This window comes from Streptomyces sp. NPDC088707, from assembly GCF_044752725.1.
Taxonomy (GTDB): domain Bacteria; phylum Actinomycetota; class Actinomycetes; order Streptomycetales; family Streptomycetaceae; genus Streptomyces.
In genome coordinates this window covers 209109-228359 of the sequence record NZ_JBIVLV010000010.1, presented here as the reverse complement: position 1 = coordinate 228359, position 19251 = coordinate 209109, and the positions used below count along the sequence as shown (strand labels likewise).

Annotated in this window: 15 protein-coding genes; 2 read left to right on the top strand and 13 right to left on the bottom strand. The window is 73.1% G+C overall.

Annotated elements, in window-relative coordinates; all coding sequences use genetic code 11:
• Positions 1-272: 272 nt before the first annotated feature.
• The 7 genes from galK to ACIP84_RS28475 form a co-directional block, all read right to left on the bottom strand.
• Positions 273-1412 carry a galactokinase gene (gene galK, locus ACIP84_RS28505; RefSeq protein WP_401801494.1) on the bottom strand — a complete coding sequence of 380 codons (1140 nt, stop codon included), beginning with the start codon at positions 1410-1412 and terminating at the stop codon, positions 273-275.
• Complete coding sequence (galE, locus tag ACIP84_RS28500; RefSeq protein ID WP_401801699.1) at positions 1409-2380, bottom strand: UDP-glucose 4-epimerase GalE; 972 nt, start codon at positions 2378-2380, stop codon at positions 1409-1411. Before galE ends, galK begins: the two co-directional genes overlap by 4 nt.
• 8 nt (positions 2381-2388) lie before the next feature.
• Positions 2389-3432 carry a galactose-1-phosphate uridylyltransferase gene (galT, locus tag ACIP84_RS28495; RefSeq protein WP_401801492.1) on the bottom strand — a complete coding sequence of 348 codons (1044 nt, stop codon included), beginning with the start codon at positions 3430-3432 and terminating at the stop codon, positions 2389-2391.
• A gap of 117 nt (positions 3433-3549) precedes the next feature.
• Entirely contained in the window at positions 3550-4236 is a 687-nt protein-coding gene (locus ACIP84_RS28490; protein ID WP_355970244.1) for a response regulator transcription factor, read from the bottom strand.
• Positions 4237-4465: 229 nt separating this feature from the next.
• Positions 4466-6355: a PQQ-binding-like beta-propeller repeat protein gene (locus ACIP84_RS28485; protein WP_401801489.1), complete on the bottom strand. Its 1890-nt coding sequence runs from the start codon at positions 6353-6355 to the stop codon at positions 4466-4468.
• Between the two features lie 13 nt (positions 6356-6368).
• On the bottom strand, positions 6369-8219 hold the full coding sequence (locus ACIP84_RS28480; protein WP_401801486.1) for a PQQ-binding-like beta-propeller repeat protein: 1851 nt from the start codon (positions 8217-8219) through the stop codon (positions 6369-6371).
• A 112-nt stretch (positions 8220-8331) separates the two neighbouring features.
• Positions 8332-10137 (bottom strand): ABC-F family ATP-binding cassette domain-containing protein, encoded by a 1806-nt coding sequence (locus ACIP84_RS28475; RefSeq protein WP_401801484.1) that lies wholly within the window; start codon positions 10135-10137, stop codon positions 8332-8334.
• Between the two features lie 689 nt (positions 10138-10826).
• Here ACIP84_RS28475 and ACIP84_RS28470 point away from each other — a divergent pair.
• Complete coding sequence (locus ACIP84_RS28470) at positions 10827-11798, top strand: hypothetical protein (RefSeq protein WP_401801481.1); 972 nt, start codon at positions 10827-10829, stop codon at positions 11796-11798.
• On the opposite strand, the gene ACIP84_RS28465 is transcribed toward ACIP84_RS28470, so the two are convergent.
• The 6 genes from ACIP84_RS28465 to rsmI all read right to left on the bottom strand — a co-directional run bounded on the left by ACIP84_RS28465 (position 11795) and on the right by rsmI (position 17440).
• Positions 11795-12700, bottom strand: coding sequence for a 4-(cytidine 5'-diphospho)-2-C-methyl-D-erythritol kinase (locus ACIP84_RS28465; RefSeq protein WP_401801478.1), 906 nt, complete (start codon positions 12698-12700; stop codon positions 11795-11797). The genes ACIP84_RS28470 and ACIP84_RS28465 overlap by 4 nt on opposite strands.
• Positions 12697-13569, bottom strand: coding sequence for a 16S rRNA (adenine(1518)-N(6)/adenine(1519)-N(6))-dimethyltransferase RsmA (gene rsmA, locus ACIP84_RS28460; protein ID WP_401801475.1), 873 nt, complete (start codon positions 13567-13569; stop codon positions 12697-12699). Before rsmA ends, ACIP84_RS28465 begins: the two co-directional genes overlap by 4 nt.
• A gap of 70 nt (positions 13570-13639) precedes the next feature.
• Positions 13640-14956 carry a ubiquitin-like domain-containing protein gene (locus ACIP84_RS28455; RefSeq protein WP_355963991.1) on the bottom strand — a complete coding sequence of 439 codons (1317 nt, stop codon included), beginning with the start codon at positions 14954-14956 and terminating at the stop codon, positions 13640-13642.
• Positions 14957-15027: 71 nt separating this feature from the next.
• Complete coding sequence (locus ACIP84_RS28450; protein WP_355963992.1) at positions 15028-15900, bottom strand: TatD family hydrolase; 873 nt, start codon at positions 15898-15900, stop codon at positions 15028-15030.
• Between the two features lie 93 nt (positions 15901-15993).
• Positions 15994-16413, bottom strand: coding sequence for a hypothetical protein (locus ACIP84_RS28445; protein ID WP_319319232.1), 420 nt, complete (start codon positions 16411-16413; stop codon positions 15994-15996).
• A 139-nt stretch (positions 16414-16552) separates the two neighbouring features.
• A complete protein-coding gene (rsmI, locus tag ACIP84_RS28440; protein WP_189833481.1) occupies positions 16553-17440 on the bottom strand; it encodes a 16S rRNA (cytidine(1402)-2'-O)-methyltransferase in 888 nt (295 codons plus the stop codon).
• Between the two features lie 52 nt (positions 17441-17492).
• On the opposite strand from rsmI, the gene ACIP84_RS28435 reads away from it, so the two are divergent.
• Positions 17493-19247, top strand: a complete 1755-nt coding sequence (locus ACIP84_RS28435) for a phospholipid carrier-dependent glycosyltransferase (protein ID WP_355963993.1) — start codon at positions 17493-17495, stop codon at positions 19245-19247.
• Positions 19248-19251: the final 4 nt, after the last annotated feature.

Below are 19251 nucleotides of genomic sequence, written 5' to 3'. Positions count from 1 at the left end.
GGCCGACGCGGGTACGGCGTCGCAGGCGGGTCCGTCATCCGCGCGGCCGCCGCCGTGCGTTGACTGTTACCCCCGCTTCCGGCGCCGTACCCGACCGGGTCTCGCCCCCTGAACAGCACCGGCCCCCACCGGCGCTGCCCCTCAGAGTAGGGGCGGGGCGTCACGGCGGGGGCCGATTCACGGAACTGTCCGAAGTCGTACGGGCGTACGGAGGGTGTCCACGGCCCCGTACGGGGCGAGCGGCGCGCCGTACGGGAGGGTCCGAGGGAGGGTCAGAGGCGTCTCGCACCCGCCGCGGGGACGGCCGGGAAGATGCCGGGGGCCGCGTGGCCGGCCTCGGCGAAGGCCTTCTCGACGGCGGCGGCGACCGCGTCCGCCCGGTCGGCGTCGACGAGGACGACGGCGGAGCCGCCGAAGCCGCCGCCGGTCATCCGGGCCCCGAGCGCCCCGGCGGCGTTCGCCGCCTCGACGACCAGGTCGAGCTCCGGGCAGGAGACCCGCAGGTCGTCCCGGAGGGAGGCGTGCCCCTCGGTGAGGACGGGGCCGACGGCCCGGGTGTCCCCGGCGTCGAGCAGCGCGATCGTCCGCTCCACGCGGGCGTTGTCGGAGACGACGTGCCGCACGTAGCGCAGAACCGTCTCGTCGCTCAGCAGTGCGAGGGCTTCGGGCAGTTGCACGACGCTCACGTCGCGCAGGGCCCGGACTCCGAGCGCCCGCGCACCGGCTTCGCAGCCGGCGCGCCGCTCGGCGTACGCGCCGTCGCCGAGCGCGTGCTTCACCCGGGTGTCGACGACGAGCAGCCGCAGCCCCTCCCGCGCGAGGTCGAAGGGGACCTGCCGGTACGAGAGGTCCCGGGTGTCCAGGTACAGGGCGTGGCCCTCCTTCGCGCAGGCAGAGGCCATCTGGTCCATCACCCCGCAGGGGACGCCGGCGAAGGCGTTCTCGGCGCGCTGGGCGAGCCGGGCGAGCTCGGGGCGGGAGAGCCCGAGCCCGAACAGGTCGTTCAGGGCGAGCGCGGTGACGACCTCCAGGGCGGCCGACGAGGAGAGTCCGGCGCCGGTCGGCACGGTCGAGGTGAGGTGGACGTCCGCGCCGGTGACCTGGTGCCCGGCCTCCCGCAGCGCCCAGACGACGCCGGCCGGGTAGGCGGCCCAGCCGCCGCCGGAGAGCGGTTCGAGGGAGTCGACCGCGAGCTGGACGATGCCGGCGTCGATGTCGGCGGAGTGCAGGCGCAGCACCCCGTCGTCGCGGCGGGCGACGGCGGCGACGGTGGTGTGCGGCAGTGCGAGCGGCAGCACGAACCCGTCGTTGAAGTCGGTGTACTCGCCGATGAGGTTGACCCGGCCGGGGGCGGCCCAGACACCGTCGGGGGCGGCGCCGTAGAGCGCCTCGAAGTCGGCGGCGACGCTCATGCGCGGTCTCCCTGGTGCCGGGCCCGTGCGAAGTCCCAGGCGTCGGCGACGACGTCCGCGAGGCCCGGGCGGGACGGAGTCCAGCCGAGCCGCTCGCGGGCGGCCTCGGCGGAGGCGACGAGGACGGCGGGGTCGCCGGCCCGGCGCGGGGCGGTGATCTCCGGGATCGGGTGCCCGGTGACCTTCCGTACGGTCTCGACGACCTCGCGGACGGAGAAGCCGTTGCCGTTGCCGAGGTTGCAGATCAGGTGCTCGCCCGCGGTCATCGCGTCGAGCGCCAGGAGGTGGGCCTCGGCGAGGTCGGCGACGTGGATGTAGTCGCGGACGCAGGTGCCGTCGGGGGTCGGGTAGTCGTCGCCGTACACGGAGATCGCCTCGCGGTCGCCGAGGGCGACCTGCAGGACGAGCGGGACGAGGTGCGACTCGGGTGCGTGGCGCTCGCCGAGGGAGCCGTACGCGCCGGCGACGTTGAAGTAGCGCAGCGAGACGGCGGCGAGGCCGTGGGCGGTGCACTCCCCGCCGATCATGTGGTCGACGGCGAGCTTGCTGGCCCCGTAGGGGCTGGTGGGGGCGGTCGGGGCGGTCTCGGTGATCGGGACGGTCTCCGGCTCGCCGTAGGTCGCGGCGGTGGAGGAGAAGACCAGCCTGCGGACGCCGGCGGAGCGCATCGCGGCGAGCAGGGCCATGGTGCCGCCGACGTTGTTCTCCCAGTACTTCCCGGGCTTGGCGACGGACTCGCCGACCTGGGAGAAGGCGGCGAAGTGCAGGACGCCGTCGTAGGAGTCGTCCAGCCATCGCGCCGCGTCCTGGATGCGGCCCTCGACGAACTCGGCGCCGGCCGGGACGGCTTCGGCGAAGCCGGTGGAGAGGTCGTCGAGGACGGTGACCCGGTGGCCCCGTTCCAGGAGGTGGGCGGCGACGACGCTGCCCACGTATCCGGCGCCGCCGGTCACCAGGTACTTCCGCACTGCCTCGGTCACTTGCCTGCCACCTCTCGGAGTCGCCGGGCCGCCGTCTCCGGCGGCACGTCGTTGCTGAACGCGCTCATGCCGGACTCGGTGCCCGCGAGGTACTTGAGCCTGCCGGACGTCCGGCGGACGGTGAAGAGTTCCAGGTGCAGGGCGAACTCCTCGCGGTCCGCACCGGTGAACGGCGCCTGGTGCCAGGCGGAGATGTACGGCGTCGGCGGCTCCTCCGGCCCGAAGATCCGGTCGAAGCGCCTCAAGAGTTCCAGATAGATCTGTGGGAACTCTGTGCGGGCCCCCTCGTCGAGCGCGCGCAGGTCGGGCACCCGGCGGGTCGGGTAGAGGTGGACCTCGTACGGCCAGTGGGCGGCGTAGGGCACGAAGGCGATCCAGTGCCCGGTCTCCAGGACGATCCTCTGGGCGTCGGCGCGTTCCCGGGCGACGACGTCGTCGAAGAGGTTTCCTCCGGTGCGGGCCTTGTGCTCGGCCGCGTGCCGCTGCATGAGGGCGGTGCGGGGGGTGGCGGTCGGGTAGGCGTAGATCTGCCCGTGGGGGTGGGCGAGGGTGACGCCGATCTCGGCGCCGCGGTTCTCGAAGCAGTAGACCTGCTCGACACCGGGGCGGGTGGCGAGTTCGGTGGTGCGGTCGGTCCAGGCGTCGAGTACGAGGGCGGCCCGCTCGGGGGTGAGGTCGGCGAAGGAGGCCTCGTGGTCGGCGGTGAAGCAGACGACCTCGCAGCGGCCCGACTCCCCGGCGAGGGTGGGGAAGCGGTTCTCGAAGACGACGACCTCGTAGTCGGGGGCGGGGATCTCGCTCTGCCGTCCGTCGCCGGAGGGGCAGAGCGGGCATTCGCCTACCGGCGGGTGGTACGTGCGGCCCTGCCGGTGCGAGGCGACGGCGACGGAGTCCCCGAGGAGCGCGTCGTGCCGGAGCTCGGTGGTGGAGGCGACGGGGTCGAGCGGCCGGGTGTCGACGGCGGTGCGGACGGCGTCGTCCCGGGTGTCGTAGTAGATCAGCTCGCGCCCGTCGGCGAGCGTGGTGACGGTCTTCTTCACGGGGTGCCCTCCGGCGGTTCAAACATAACCACGCACAAGGAACCACATTCCAACATCGCCGTCAACGGCGAAGCCCGGCCCCTCCCACGAACGAAGGGACCGGGCTTCACCCGAACGTCAGAGGGACGGACCCCGCTGCACCGGCACCGCGCGGTCGAGCAGCCCCGTACGGGCCGCGAGGGCCGCCGCCTCCAGACGCGACCCCACCCCCAGCTTCATCAGGACCCGCTGCACATGCGTCCGGGCCGTGCTCGGCGCGATCCCCATCCCCTCCGCGATCAGCCGGGTGTCCTCCCCCTCCGCCACCCGGACGAGGACCTCCACCTCCCGCTGCGTCAGCAGCCGCAGCAGCCGCTGGCCCTCGTCGTCCGGCTGCGCAGAGGGGTGCAGCAGCTCCGCGAAGGCCGACTGGAGCAGCTGCGGCGCCACCGCCGACTCTCCCGCCCGCGCCTTCACCAGCGCGCGTTCGACGCCCTCGATGCGCTCGTCGTGCCGGACGTACCCCGAGGCCCCGGCGGCGAACGCCGCCGCGATCCCGCGCGGCGAGGGCACCGGGCCGAGCACCACCACGGCCACCTGCGGCCGCTCGCGCCTGATCCGTACGACCACGTCGAAGGCCCCGGGTTCGGCCGGTGCGGCCGTGCCCAGGAGACAGACCTCCGGCGCCCGGCTCACCACGAGCTCCGCCGCTCCCGCCACCGGCGCCGCCGCCGCGAGCACCCGGTGCCCGCGCAGCTTCAGCGCCGAGGCGAGCGCCTCCGCGAGCAGGCGGTGGTCGTCCACCACCACGAGCCGTACGCCCATCCCGGTCATCCCCCGTCCTCCGGGCCGCCGTCCACCGGCCACCCCGCCCGGCAAGCTACACGCTCCCCCGCCTCACAGCCCGTCAACCTCCGTCCCCCGAAAAGGGGGATCTCGCGTCATCGACGACTCCGTCGTCCCGGGCCGCCGACCCGCCGCGTGCCCGCACACGCGCGAGGAGGGCCTCCCCGGAATCCCGGGGAGGCCCTCCTCGTGTCCTTCGCGGCGCGCCTCAGCCCTTGGTGCTGTACGCCACCGCGAGGTACCGCTTGTCGTACGCCGAGGCGGACTCGCGGGTCTTGCTCACGTTCACCGACGAGATGAACAGCCGGCCGTCCTCGTAGAGGAACTCGGCGCCGTTGATGGAGAAGCTGTTCTCCTTCTCCCGGTTCACCTTGTCCGACGGGTTCTCCAGGAGCAGGGTCTCCTTCATCGTGCCCCCGTGGATGGACACGATCTGCCCGCCCTTGTCGTACGGGGGCTCCTTGTACGCGATCAGGTCGCCCCCGTCCATGCGGAGCGGGATCAGCGTGTACTTGTCGCCGGCGTCCGCCTTCTCCGGCACCGTCCTCCCGGTGGCCAGGTCGAAGCCGATCACCTCGTTGGTCTCGTCGCCGAACTCGCCGGAGGCGCCCTCGTGCTCCTCGGTCGGCACGTACAGCCGGCCGTTGCCGACGAGCGCCTGCGTGCAGGCCTCGACCTTGGTCGAGCGGCAGCGGGCCGCGTACTGGTCGGCGTCCGCCGTGATCTTCGCCTTCAGCTTCCCGGTCTTCTCGTCGAGGGAGAAGAAGTCCGAGATGCCGCTGCCGTCGCCGGCGCTGTCGCCGACGTCGGCCGCGACGACCAGCGGCCTGGTGGAGACCACGGACGCGTACTTGACGCCGGTCGGCATCTTGAACTGCGAGAGCGGGGCGCCCGACACCGGGTCGAGGTTCTGGATCATCACGTACTGGGCGTCGTACGAGCCGCACTTGCGGACCGCGACGAGACCCTCGCCGCCGCCGTACCCCATGTCGTAGCAGCCCTGGTCGTTGGCCTGCGGCTTCCAGCGCGGGTTGCCGTTGGCGACGTCGAAGGCGGCGCCGCCGTCGAGGCCGCCGGCCGCGACCGTCTTGCCGCTGAGCGTCACCTCGCCGAACCGCACCTTGCCGTCGCCCGCCGCCCCGCCGGTGACGGAGGTCGACCAGACCAGCTTCCCGGTGTCGAGGTCGACCACGCCGACCTCGGTGCACTCCTTGTAGAACCGGGGCGCCACGCGCTTGGACGCCTCGAAGAGGATCGGCACCTTGTGGTCGGCGGTCATGTGCCGGGAGGCGCCGCAGACCTGGCCGGTCAGCGGCAGGGTCCAGGCGACCGTGCCCTTGTCGAGGTCGTAGCCGACCACCGAGTTGACGCCGGTCTTCACGAAGACCTTGTCGGTCACCCACGAGCCGGCGACGGGCGTGGTGTCGGGGACCTTCGGCACGTCGAGCTGGAACGCCGGCTTCGCGTGGGTGTTCCCGCCCGCCTTCTCCTTGCCGTCGCCACCGATGCCCTGGCTGCCACCGGTCCCGCCGTCGGCGCCCTGCGAGGCGCCACCGGTGCCCTTGGACTCGTCGGCCTTGCCGCCGCCGTCACCGGACCCGGCGTACCAGATGCCGGCGCCGATGATCAGGACGACCGCGACGACCGCCGCGATGACGATCTGGAGCTGCGCCGACAGCTTCCTGCCGCCGCCCTGCCCCACGGCCGGTGCCGCGGCCGTGGCGGGCTGCTGGTACCCGCCGTAGGGCTGCTGCTGCGGATAGCCGTACGGGGGCTGGGCCGGCTGCTGGTAGCCGGCGCCGTAGGGCTGCTGCGGCTGCGTGGGCGGCTGCGCCGGGTAGCCGTACGGCTGCTGCGGCGTCGCCGGCGGCTGTCCCCCCGGGCCCTGCGGCCCGGGATGCGCCCCCGGCGGATAGCCGTAGCCGGGGTCCGGCGCCTGCTGCGGGTACCCGTACCCCGGGTCCGGCTGCGGCGGCGGCGCCTGCTGCGGGTAGCCGTAACCGGGCTCCGGCTGCTGCGGCGGGGGCGGCGTCGGCGCGCCGAAGCCGCCCTGCGGGTCCGGGGGCCGGTTCGGTGGCGGTGGGGGTGGCTGCGTCATCGGTCCGTGTACCTCACTTGCTGAAGGCCATCATCGTCTTGACCAGCTTTTCTTCCTTGTCGTTCGACGCGGAGACGCGCCCGCTCGCCACGACGAAGGTGCCGGCGCCGTACGCGTAGCCCGGGCTGTAGAAGTTGTTCTCGACCTGGGCCGTCGACGCCGGGTGCTGGAGCACGACCTTCGGCGCACCGCCGGTGGGGGCGATCGTCGCGACGGCGCCGCCCTTGTCGTACGACGGGTCCACGTAGACCAGGACCTGGCCGCCCTCCATGCGGAGCGGGATCATGGACTGCTCACCGGGCGCCTTGGAGCGCCACTTGGCCTTGCCGTTCTTCAGGTCGAAGGCGACGACCTCGTTGGGTGTGCCGTACGAGGTCTCGGTGGCCATGTAGAAGGTGTTCGCGTCGGCGGCGACACCCGTGCAGCCCTGGAGGTTCTTGCCGAAGATGACGAACCCGCCGCCGCAGGAGGGGGCGAACTTGTCCTTGCCGCCCTGGATCTGCGAGCGGAGCGAACCGTTGGGGTTGAGCGCGAAGATGGTCCACTTCTTCTGCTCGCGCTGGGTGGCGGAGACGACCAGCGGGTCGACCGAGTAGACCCGGTCCACCTCCCAGTCGGTCTCCAGCTTGAAGGTCCACTTGGGCTTGCCCGTGTTCGGGTCGACCTGGCTGACGCCCTGGATCTTCTTGGTGGTGCTGCCCGACGGGCAGTCCACGGCGGCGATCAGCTTGCTGCCGCCGGCGTACGCGAAGGGCTTGCAGCCGGTCGTCGCGCCGGTGAAGAGCTGCCTGCCGTCGGCCAGCGAGAAGCCGTAGGAGCTGCTGGAGCCGGAGACGGTCACCGTGTTGCCGCTGATGGACAGGGTGTTGTCCGAGAAGGCGAAGAGGCCCTTGGGCTTCGGTACGGCCTTCTTCCAGCCGGCCTTGCCGGTCTTCAGGTCGATCTGCTGGAGCGAGGTGCACTTGGCGCCGTCCTTGGCGCTCTCGGCGTAGGCGAAGACCATGACGCCGTTCGCCGAGGGCTCCGCGGGCGCGGCGCACAGCTCGAACGGCACGTCGACGTGCCACTTCGGGGCGCCGTCGCTCAGGTTGTAGCCGACGATGCCCTTGTACATGGCCTTGACGACGGTGTCGCCGACGATCCACGGACCGAGGACGTCGGCGCCGTTGCGGGGCAGGTCGACGTCGTTCTGGAGCAGCCAGTCGACCTTGGCCTCGCCGGCCTGGCGGCCGGCGTTGAGGTCGTCGTCGCCGCCCTTGGAGCCGTCGCCCGAGCCGTCGCCCTTGTCCACCGACTCGGTGGGCGCGGGGGCGTTGGAGGAGGAGCCGGCGGTGGCGGTCGGACCGGCGATCGGGTCCTTGCCGTCGTCTCCGCCGACGACGGCCCAGGTGGTGACGGCGGCCACCAGGACGGCGCCCGCGGCGATGGCGGCGACGAGGCCGGTGCGGCCCTTGAGGCCGCCGCCGGAGGGCGGCGGGGTGGGGGCGCCCTGGTACATCGGCTGGGTGGGGTACCCGCCGTACGGGTTCTGCTGCTGCTGGCCGTACGGTCCCGGCTGCTGCGGGTAGCCGTACGGCTGCTGCGGGGGCTGCTGGCCGTACGGGCCGGGCTGCCCCGGCTGGCCGTACGGACCCGGCTGACCGGGCTGGCCCTGCTGCGGGTATCCGTAACCGGGCTGCGGCTGCTGCCCGTAGGGTCCGGGCACGCTCGGGGGCACCCCGGGCGGGCCGGCGGGCGGCGGCGGAGTCTGCGGTGCCTGCGGCGGGACGGGCGGCACGGGCGGCGTGCCCTGGTGCGGGCCCTGGTTCGGATCCTGGGGAGCTCCGAAGCCCCCCGGCGGCTGGTTGCTGGGCGGCTGGGTCATCAGCAGTTCCCCCTTGACGTGAGCGGGTTTTCTTTCTACCACTCACGCGTCGGCGCAAAAGCGACCGGTCCGCCCCTTGTACCCAAGGGAGGACCGGCCTGTGATGCCCTCGTTATGCGTCCTCGGCCAGTTCGAGCCAGCGCATCTCCAATTCCTCGCGTTCACCCGCGAGTTCCCGGAGCTCCGCGTCGAGCTTCGCCACGAGCTCGAAATCGGTGGCGTTCTCGGCGATCCGCGCGTGCAGCCTGCCCTCCTTGTCGGAGAGCTTGTCGAGCTGTCGCTCGACCTTCTGCAGCTCCTTCTTGGCGGCGCGGCTGTCGGCGGCGGAGACGCCCGCCTTCGCCTGCGCGGGCGCGGCGGCGGGCGCCGGGACGGCCGCCTCGATCATCTTCCGGCGCCGCTCCAGGTACTCGTCGATGCCGCGGGGCAGCATCCGCAGGGTCTGGTCGCCGAGCAGCGCGAGCGTCCGGTCGGTGGTGCGCTCGATGAAGAACCGGTCGTGGGAGATGACGACCATGGAGCCCGGCCAGCCGTCGAGGAGGTCCTCCAGCTGGGTGAGGGTCTCGATGTCGAGGTCGTTGGTGGGCTCGTCGAGGAAGAGGACGTTCGGCTCGTCCATCAGCAGGCGGAGCAGCTGGAGGCGGCGGCGCTCACCGCCGGAGAGGTCGCCGACGGGCGTCCACTGCTTCTCCTTGGAGAAGCCGAACTGCTCGCAGAGCTGCCCGGCGGTCATCTCGCGGCCCTTGCCGAGGTCGACCCGGTCGCGGATCTGCTGGACGGCCTCCAGGACCCGCAGGGTGCCGGGAAGTTCGGTGACGTCCTGGGAGAGGTAGGCGAGCCGGACGGTCTTGCCGACGGTGACGCTGCCGGCCGCGGGCTGGATCTCGCCCTGGCTGACGGCGGCGTCGGCGAGGGCGCGCAGGAGTGAGGTCTTGCCCGCGCCGTTGACGCCGACGAGGCCGATGCGGTCGCCGGGGCCGAGCTGCCAGGTGAGGTGCTGGAGGAGGGTCTTGGGACCGGCGGTGACGGTCACGTCCTCCAGGTCGAACACGGTCTTGCCGAGCCGGGCGTTGGCGAACTTCATCAGCTCGGAGGTGTCGCGCGGCGGCGGCACGTCGGCGATCAGCTCGTTGGCGGCCTCGATGCGGTAGCGGGGCTTGGAGGTGCGGGCGGGGGCGCCGCGCCGCAGCCAGGCCAGCTCCTTGCGCATCAGGTTCTGCCGCTTGGACTCCTCCGTGGCGGCGATGCGCTCGCGCTCGGCACGGGAGAAGACGTAGTCGGAGTAGCCGCCCTCGTACTCGTGGACGGCGCCGCGCTGCACGTCCCACATGCGGGTGCAGACCTGGTCGAGGAACCAGCGGTCGTGGGTGACGCAGACGAGCGCGGAGCGGCGCTCCTGGAGGTGCTTGGCCAGCCAGGAGATGCCCTCGACGTCGAGGTGGTTGGTGGGCTCGTCGAGGACGATCAGGTCCTGGTCCTCGATGAGCAGCTTGGCGAGCGCGATGCGGCGGCGCTCACCGCCGGAGAGCGGGCCGATGACGGTGTCGAGGCCGTTCTCGAAGCCGGGCAGGTCGAGCCCGCCGAAGAGCCCGGTGAGCACGTCGCGGATCTTGGCGCTGCCGGCCCACTCGTGGTCGGCCATCACGCCGATGACCTCGTGCCGGACGGTGGCCTCGGGGTCGAGCGAGTCGTGCTGGGTGAGCACGCCGAGGCGCAGCCCGCCGCTGTGGGTGACGCGGCCGGTGTCGGCCTCCTCCAGCTTGGCGAGCATCCGGATGAGGGTGGTCTTGCCGTCGCCGTTGCGGCCCACGACGCCGATCCGGTCCCCCTCGGAGACGCCGAGCGAGACGCCGTCGAGCAGTGCACGGGTGCCGTACACCTTGCTGACAGCCTCGACATTGACCAGATTGACGGCCACTTTGACTCCTGTACGGGGGATCGATCGATCTCCCAGAGTACGTTGCCGCGCCCTCCGCGCCGACGGGCAGAGGGATGCGGACGTGGAGATCCGGGCACGAGGCGAGCGGCCGCGCCGGGCCGGCGGGTAGCGGAGCGGCCGTGAGCCGGACGTGGCGCCCGGGGCGAGCGCGCGGCGTGACGCGTCCGTGGCCGCACTGCGTGACCGCGAGGTGACACCGCGAGGTGACACCGCGAGGTGACACCGCGACGGCCCTCGCGGCACACGGCCCGTGCCCGCGCTCGCCGCGGATCCGGAGCGTCTCCGGTTCGCGTGCCGTCGGCGAGCGCCCTGGGCCGAGGAGGCTCCTGGCGGATGCCCTCGGCTGCGACGTACTCGTCGTCGCGCAGACCGGGAGCCCGGGACACCGGGGGAAGGCGACAGATCCTCCGCGGCCTCGGTGGGCACGTCACCGCCCGGCACACGACCAGCGGCGGTGGAACCCCGGCAGACCGCACGGCACGGCCGGCCGGTGCGTACGGGCTCCCGTGCCTGCGGCCGAGCAGCGGGCACGCGGGCGCAGTGCCAACCGGTCCCATGCCGTCGGCCACGCGGGCGACCCCTCGGCCACGGCTGCCGGGCCCCACCGCTGACGGGCCGCCATGTTCTTCTCGGGCCACCGCCCCCAGCCGCCTCGAAGGAGACCCCCCGTGACGAGACACCCACGCCTCACCGCCGTCGCCACCGCCACCGCCGCCCTCGCCGTGCTCGCCGCGGGCCCCGCGTCGGCCGGCGATCCGACCGTGACCGACCCCCGCGTCGTCGCCCACTTCGACTTCGCCGCCGGACAGACCGCGGAGAACATCGCCCTCGAACCCGACGGCTCCGCCGACATCACCTTCGCGTTCGCCCGTCAGGTCGCCCGCGTCACCAGGGAGGGCGGGACGACGATCCTCGCCACCCTGCCCGAGGTGCCGGACGCGCAGACGCCCGTCGGCCAGGCGGTCGTCCTGGGCATCGCCCGCGCCCACGACGGCACCCTGTACGTCACCTACGTCACCGGCACGGAGAAGACCGGCGTCTGGCGCATCGCGCCCGGCGGCGCGCCGGAGCAGATCGGGTTCTTCCCGGCGAACGCCTTCCCCAACGGGCTCGCCCTCGACGAGGAGTGCGGCACCCTCTACACGGCCGACTCGCAGCTCGGCAGGGTGTGGAGCCTCCCGGTGACCGGCGGCACGCCCACGGCCTGGGCCACCGGAGCCGCGCTCGAACCCACCGCGCAGATCCCCTTCGGCGCCAACGGCCTCAAGGTCCACCACGGTGCCGTCTGGGTGTCGAACACCGGCCGCGCGAGCCTGCTGCGCATCCCGATCGGACCCGGTCCCGCCCACGCGGCCGGCCCGGTCGAGATCCGGGCGGCCGGGCTCACGTCCATCGACGACTTCGCCTTCACCGGACACGGCGACACGGTCCTCGCCGCGCTGAACGAGGTCGACGAGCTGGAGCTCGTCCGCCCCGACGGCACCCACAAGACCGTGCTCACCCGCTCGGACGGCCTCGACAACCCGACCTCCGTGGCGGTGCGGGCCAAGACCGTCTACGTGAACAGCGCGGCCTTCTTCAACACGCTGGACCCGGACCCGAACCTGCTCCTGGCCCGGATCTCCAAGAACAAGCTCTAGAGGACCGTGGCGCCCGGCGCCGGCGAGGTCGCCACCCGCGCCGTGCGGCAGGTGCCCGAGGCGATCAGGGCGGCGGCGACGGTCTCCGCGGACTCCGCGTCCTTCACCAGGAACGCGGTCGTCGGGCCCGAGCCCGAGACCAGGGCCGCCAGCGCGCCCGCCGCCGTGCCCGCCGTCAGCGTCTCGGCGAGCGAAGGACGCAGGGAGAGCGCCGCCGCCTGGAGGTCGTTGGCGAGGGCGGCCGCGAGCGCCGTCGTGTCTCCGGCGCGCAGGGCGTCCAGGAGGGCCGGGGAGGCGGCCGGCTCGGGGACCTCGACGCCCTCGGTGAGCCGGTCGAACTCGCCGAACACCACCGGGGTCGACAGACCGCCGTCGGCGACGGCGAACACCCAGTGGAAGCCGCCGCCGACCCGAAGCTCCGTCAGCCTCTCGCCGCGGCCGGTCCCGAGCGCCGCCCCGCCGACCAGGCTGAACGGCACGTCGCTGCCGAGCTCGGCGCAGATCTCCAGGAGTTCCTCGCGCGAGGAGCGCAGCCCCCACAGGGCGTCGCAGGCGAGCAGGGCGCCCGCGCCGTCCGCGCTGCCGCCGGCCATGCCGCCGGCGACCGGGATGTCCTTGGCGATGTGCAGGTGCACGTCCGGGGAGATGCCGTGCCGGGCGGCAAGCAGTTCGGCGGCGCGCGCGGCCAGGTTGCCGCGGTCCAGCGGCACCTTGTCGGCGTCCGGGCCCTCGCAGGTGATCGTCAGCTCGTCGGTGGGGGTCGCCGTCACCTCGTCGTGGAGGGAGACCGCGAGGAAGACGTTGGCCAGGTCGTGGAAGCCGTCGGGGCGGGCGGCGCCCACCGCGAGCTGGACGTTGACCTTGGCGGGGACGCGGACGGTGACGCTTCCCGGGGCGGTCACGCCTTCGCCTCCGCGATCCGGGCGAACTCCTCCACCGTCAGTCCCTCGCCGCGGGCCTGCGGCGAGATCCCGGCCTTCACCAGGGCCTCCTCCGCCGCCGCGGGCGAGCCCGCCCACGTGGCGAGGGCCGCGCGCAGGGTCTTGCGCCGCTGGGCGAAGGCCGCGTCGACGACCGCGAAGACCTCCTGCCGGGTGGCGGTGGTCGCCAGCGGCTCGGTGCGGCGGACGAGGGAGACGAGACCGGAGTCGACGTTCGGCGCGGGCCAGAAGACGTTGCGGCCGATGGACCCGGCGCGCTTGACCTCCGCGTACCAGTTGGCCTTGACGGAGGGCACGCCGTACACCTTGTTGCCCGGCTTGGCGGCGAGCCGGTCGGCGACCTCGGCCTGGACCATGACGAGGGTCCGCTCGATGCTCGGGAACCGCTCCAGCATGTGCAGCAGGACGGGCACGGCGACGTTGTACGGCAGGTTCGCGACGAGCGCGGTGGGCGCCGGGCCCGGCAGCTCCTGGACCTGCATCGCGTCGGAGTGCACGAGCGCGAAGCGGTCGGCGCGGGCGGGCATGCGGGCGGCGATCGTGGCGGGCAGCGCGGCGGCGAGCACATCGTCGATCTCGACGGCCGTCACCCGGTCCGCGGCCTCCAGGAGGGCGAGGGTGAGGGAGCCGAGTCCGGGCCCCACCTCCACGGCGACGTCGTCGGGCCGCACCCCGGCCGTGCGGACGATCCGCCGGACGGTGTTGGCGTCGATGACGAAGTTCTGGCCCTTCTGCTTCGTGGGGCGTACGCCGAGGGCGGCCGCCAGTTCACGGATGTCGGCGGGGCCGAGGAGGGCGTCGGGGCTTTCGGGGCCGGTGGTGGTGCTCACCGGTACAGCCTACGGGGCACCCGTGGGGCATCCCGACGACTCACCCCGACTCCCCCCGCCTCGCCCCGCCTCACCCGTGCAGCCGCCGTCCGCAGTGGGGCCACGGGCTCGCCCCCCGCTGCACGTACAGCTTCTTCGCGCGGAAGGTCTGCTCGGCGGCGGGCGCGTTCTGGGCGACGCCGCTGCCGCCGAGGGACCGCCAGGTGCCGGGGTCGAACTGGTAGAGCCCGCCGTACGTCCCCGACGGGTCGACGGCGTTCGGGCGGCCGCCGGACTCGCAGGCGGCGAGCGCGCCCCAGTCGAGGCCGTCGGCGCCCGCGACGGAGGTCGGCATGGGCCTGGTGCCGACCCGGACCCGCCGGCTGACGGGTTCGCGGACGATCTCCTCGCCGATCCGGCGGGGCCTCTGCTGGACGCCGTTGACCGTCCGCAGGCTGTACGTGACGCGGCGGACGCCGGCCGCGCCCTGCCGGTCGACGACCTCGGTGCCGACGAAGAGCTCGGGGTCGCGGGTCCGTTCCACGGCGTACGGGACGGGCTCCTCGCGCGTCACCTTCGAGCCGGTGATCCGCAGCACGGTGACCGTCTGGCCGTCGCGCGGGAAGGAGTCGGGGACGACGGAGGTGGCGTCCTGCGCGGAGAGGGTGATCCCGGCCTCGGTGAGGGCCTCGCGGACGGTGGCGGCGTTCGTCCGGATGGTCCGCTCCCGCCCGTCGGCGAGGAAGGTGACCGTCCGCTCGGTCCGCACGTCGAGGGCGAGCCCGCTGCGGGAGATGGGGGCACCGCGGGAGACCGAGAGGTACGCGCCCTCCGCGCGGACCCCGAGCTGGCGCAGCGCGCCCTCGACGGTCCGGGCGGTCGTCCAGACCTGGCGGCGCTGCCCGTCGAGGGTGAGGGCGACGGGGCGGCCGTACCGGACGACGATCTCGTCGCCGCTGGCCAGGGCCTCGGCGGGGGTGGGCGCGACGATGTCGTGGGCGCCGACGGCGACGCCCTCGTCGGCGAGTAGTTCCTCGACGTCGTCGGCGAAGGTGTGGAGGGTGCGCGGGACGCCGTCGACGGAGAGCCGGACGGCCTTGTCGTCGGCGACGAAGGCGCTGGTGCCGCCGGCCAGGAAGGCGACGACGAGCGCCTGCGGGACGAGCCGCCGCAGCCCCTCCCCGGCGGGCCCCGAGGCCTTGCGGCGGCGGGCGGCCCGCCGGGACCCGGCGCGGGAGCCCTGCCCGGGGACGAGGCCCGGGGCGGCTCCCGGGGCGGCTCCCGGGGCGGCTCCCGGGGCGGCTCCCGGGGCGGGGACGACGAGCGGCGCGGCCTGGGTCGGCTGGTCGTGCACGGGCACGGGCGCGGCCCGTCGTCCGGCGCGGTGACTGCCCTGGGAAGTGCTCACGAGGCCGGGACCCTACCCGGGCGCCCCTCGCGCAGTGTGGTGATTCGACTACGACACGTAAGCGTTATGGATCAGTAATCGAAGGCGCGGGCCGTGTTCACGGCGATCGCCTCGGCCATGTCGTTCTCGTCGATGCCGCGGACCTCCGCCATGGCCCGGAGCGTGACCGGGATCAGGTAGGGGGCGTTCGGGCGGCCGCGGTAGGGCGCCGGGGTGAGGAAGGGGGCGTCGGTCTCGACGAGGACGAGTTCCAGCGGGGCGACGGCGAGCGCGTCACGCAGGTGCTGGGCGTTCTTGAAGGTGACGTTGCCGGCGAAGGACATGTAGTAGCCCTTGGCGGCGCAGATCTCGGCCATGGCGGCGTCGCCGGAGTAGCAGTGGAAGACGGTCCGCTCGGGGGCGCCCTCCTCGTCCAGGACGCGCAGCACGTCGGCGTGGGCCTCGCGGTCGTGGATGACGAGCGCCTTGCCGTGCCGCTTGGCGATCTCGATGTGGGCGCGGAAGGAACGCTCCTGCGCGGCGATGCCCTCGGGGCCCGTCCGGAAGAAGTCGAGGCCGGTCTCGCCGACGCCGCGGACGTACGGGAGGGCGGCGAGGCGGTCGATCTCGGAGAGCGCGTCGTCGAGGGCGGATTCGCCGCCCCCCGCGCGGGCGCCCTGCCGGGACCGGCCTCCCTCAGGGTCCCCGAGGACGATCCGGGGCGCTTCGTTGGGGTGCAGGGCGACGGCCGCGTGCACGTGCTCGTGGGCGGCGGCGGTCTCCGCGGCCCACTGGGAGCCCTTCACGTCGCAGCCGACCTGCACGACCGTGGTCACTCCGACGGCGGCGGCCTTGACCAGCGCCTCCTCGACGGTCCCGGACTGGAGGTCCAGGTGGGTGTGCGAGTCCGCGACCTCCACGAGGAGGGGTTCGGGCAGCGGCGGCGGGGCGTCCTTGGCACTCATGACCCCGATCGTACGAGGGTCACGAGTGCCGGCGCGCGCGGATGCGCCGGGCCCGGGGGGGCCGCCCCCGGCCCGGGGCGGGACGCTCCGGGGCTACGGGTGACGCCGGAAGGGGTGCAGCAGGTCGGACAGGTGCCAGTGGTGCGGCACCGGGGGCTGCTCGGAGTCGTCCTCGGTCAGCTCCTGGCCGATGGGTCCGGCCGGTGAGACGGGCTTGGTCTCCTTCGATCCCCGCCGGTGCTTCTCCGTCGCGGCGATCAGGTCCAGCACCGACGACACCTGCCCCGCACGCATGATCCGGACGACATGACCGCCGCAGTTCATGCAGGTGGGGCTGGACAGCGGGGACGGGACCCGCTCCCCGTCAGCCTTGTAGACGACGAAATTGTGGCCTGCGGCGTCGATGTGGTGCTCGATCTCGTACGCCTGCTCCCAGCCGTATCCACAGCGCATGCAGGCAAAGGCGTACGCCTCATGGGCGACGGATATGCCGGTGCCGGTGATCTCGGACATTCCAGCTCCTCTCCACTGATCCAGTGGACGCCTTTTCGGGCCGGAGCGCATCAGCACGGGTCGAACCATGGAGGGCATTTGGCAGTTCCCTTGCCAAGAGCCCTGTCATGGGTCCCCGCGCCGGGTTCGGCTTTGCCTTTCAGGTTAGTCCTTTACCGTTTCCGGGGCCCGGTCCAGCCGCATTCTTTGCCGCCACGACGGCATCGAACACCTCGCGCTTGGGAAGCCCCGCGTCGGCGGCGACCGCGGCGATCGCCTCCTTGCGTCGCTCGCCCGCCTCCTCGCGCACCCGCACCCTGCGCACCAGCTCCTCGGCGTCGAGTTCGGCCGGTCCCGTCTCGGGGGCGCCCTCGACGACGACGGTGATCTCGCCCCGTACGCCCTCGGCCGCCCAGGCCGCGAGCTCGGCCAGCGGGCCGCGCTTGACCTCCTCGTACGTCTTGGTCAGCTCGCGGCAGACGGCGGCACGGCGCTCGGCGCCGAAGACCTCGGCCATCGCGGCGAGGGTGTCGTCGAGCCGGTGCGGGGCCTCGAAGTAGACGAGGGTGCGGCGCTCGTCGGCGACCTCGCGGAGCCGGCCGAGGCGCTCGCCCGCCTTCCTGGGCAGGAAGCCCTCGAAGCAGAAGCGGTCCACGGGCAGGCCCGAGAGGGCGAGCGCGGTGAGGACGGCGGACGGGCCGGGGACGGCCGTCACCTTGATGTCCTGCTCGACGGCGGCGGCGACGAGCCGGTAGCCGGGGTCCGACACGGACGGCATGCCCGCGTCGGTGACGAGCAGGACACGCGCGCCGCCGACGAGGGCCTCGACCAGCTCCGGCGTACGGGCGGACTCGTTCCCCTCGAAGTAGGAGACGACCCGGCCCGTCGTGTGGATGCCCAGGGCACGGGTCAGTCCGCGCAGCCTCCGGGTGTCCTCGGCGGCCACGATGTCCGCGTTCTCCAGTTCGGTGGCGAGTCGGGGCGGAGCGTCCGCGATGTCACCGATGGGGGTCCCTGCGAGTACCAGCGTTCCTGTCACACGGCCCATCCTCCCAGCCCGGAGAGGCGACGCGCACAGGCGCGTTCCCTACGATGGCGCGGTGACCAGTACCGCACCCGAGGCCCTGGAAGGCCAGCACCCCATGGCAGAGCCCGTGGCAGAGCCCTCTTCGTGGCACCAGCGGCTTCGGCGTTTCGGCTATGTGCCGCCCGCCGGAAGCGCCGCCCCCATCGGGCTGCGGGAGCGGCTCGTCCCCTCGTACGTCCGCCCGTCCAAGCGCGTGATGTCGCTGCTCGGCATCGGCCCCGACCGGTCCGAGCGGCTGTGGCGGCTGATGGCGTGGGGCGGTCCGCTCCTGGTCACGGCGGTCGCGGGGCTGCTCAGGTTCTGGAACCTGGGCAAGCCGAACGCGGTGATATTCGACGAGACGTACTACGCCAAGGACTCCTGGGCCCTGATCAACCAGGGGTACGAGGGGGCGTGGCCGAAGGACATCGACAAGACGGTCCTCAGCGACCCCGGCGCGGTCCTGGTGCCGACCGATCCCGGCTATGTCGTCCATCCCCCGATGGGCAAGTGGGTCATCGGCGCCGGCGAGAAGCTGATCGGCTTCGAGCCGTTCGGCTGGCGCTTCATGGTGGCGCTGCTCGGCACGCTGTCGGTCCTGATGCTGTGCCGGATCGGCCGGCGGCTCTTCCGCTCCACGTTCCTGGGCTGTCTGGCGGGTCTGCTGCTCGCCGTCGACGGACTGCACTTCGTGATGAGCCGTACGGCGCTCCTCGACCAGGTGCTGATGTTCTTCGTCCTGGCGGCCTTCGGCTGCCTGGTCCTGGACCGCGACCGGACCCGGAAGCGGCTCGCGGGCGCGCTCCCGGAGGACGAGGAGGGCGTGCTGCGGCCGGACGCGGAGATCGCGGAGACCCTGCGCCTGGGGTGGCGGCCGTGGCGGATCGCGGCCGGTGTGATGCTGGGCCTCGCGGCGGCCACCAAGTGGAACGGCCTGTACGTCATGGTGGGCTTCGGCCTGATGACGGTGCTGTGGGACGTCGGCGGGCGCCGTACGGCGGGCGCGGTCCGCCCGTACCTCGCCGTGGTCAGGAAGGACCTGGTCCCGGCGTTCGTGTCGGTCGTCCCGGTCGCGATCGCCACCTACCTGGTGACGTGGACCGGCTGGATCGTCAGCGACAAGGGCTACTTCCGGAACTGGGCCGCCGACCAGGACAAGCTGGACGGCGGCGGGACCTGGGGCTGGCTGCCGCAGTGGCTGCGCAGCCTCTGGCACTACGAGTCCGAGGTCTACAGCTTCCACGTGGGCCTCACCTCGCCCCACACGTACGAGTCGAACCCGTGGTCGTGGATCGTCCTCGGCCGCCCGGTCTCCTACTTCTACGAGTCCCCCGCGCCCGGCACCGGCGGCTGCCCGGCCTCCACGAAGGAGAAGTGCGCGGCCGAGGTCCTGGCCCTCGGCACCCCGCTCCTGTGGTGGGCCGCCTGCTTCGCGATCCTGTACGTGCTGTGGCGCTGGGCCTTCCGCCGCGACTGGCGCGCGGGCGCGATCGCCTGCGGCATCGCGGCCGGCTGGGTCCCCTGGTTCCTCTACCAGGAGCGCACCATCTTCCTTTTCTACGCGGTGGTCTTCGTTCCGTTCCTGTGTCTGGCGGTGGCGATGATGCTGGGTGCGATCGTCGGCCCCGCGGGTTCGTCGGAACGACGCCGCACATTCGGCGCGGTGGCGGCGGGCTGCATCGTTCTTCTCATCGTCTGGAATTTCATCTATTTCTGGCCGATCTACACCGGCACGCCGATTCCGCTGGACCAGTGGCGGAACCGGATGTGGCTCGACACCTGGGTGTAGCGGG

Coding starts and splice junctions, on each gene's coding strand:
- galK (WP_401801494.1), bottom strand. CDS start 1,412: ATGAGCGTCGCCGCCGACTTCGAGGCGCTCTACGGCGCCGCCCCCGAC.
- ACIP84_RS28490 (WP_355970244.1), bottom strand. CDS start 4,236: ATGGGCGTACGGCTCGTGGTGGTGGACGACCACCGCCTGCTCGCGGAG.
- ACIP84_RS28485 (WP_401801489.1), bottom strand. CDS start 6,355: ATGACGCAGCCACCCCCACCGCCACCGAACCGGCCCCCGGACCCGCAG.
- ACIP84_RS28480 (WP_401801486.1), bottom strand. CDS start 8,219: ATGACCCAGCCGCCCAGCAACCAGCCGCCGGGGGGCTTCGGAGCTCCC.
- ACIP84_RS28450 (WP_355963992.1), bottom strand. CDS start 15,900: ATGAGTGCCAAGGACGCCCCGCCGCCGCTGCCCGAACCCCTCCTCGTG.
- ACIP84_RS28445 (WP_319319232.1), bottom strand. CDS start 16,413: ATGTCCGAGATCACCGGCACCGGCATATCCGTCGCCCATGAGGCGTAC.
- rsmI (WP_189833481.1), bottom strand. CDS start 17,440: ATGGGCCGTGTGACAGGAACGCTGGTACTCGCAGGGACCCCCATCGGT.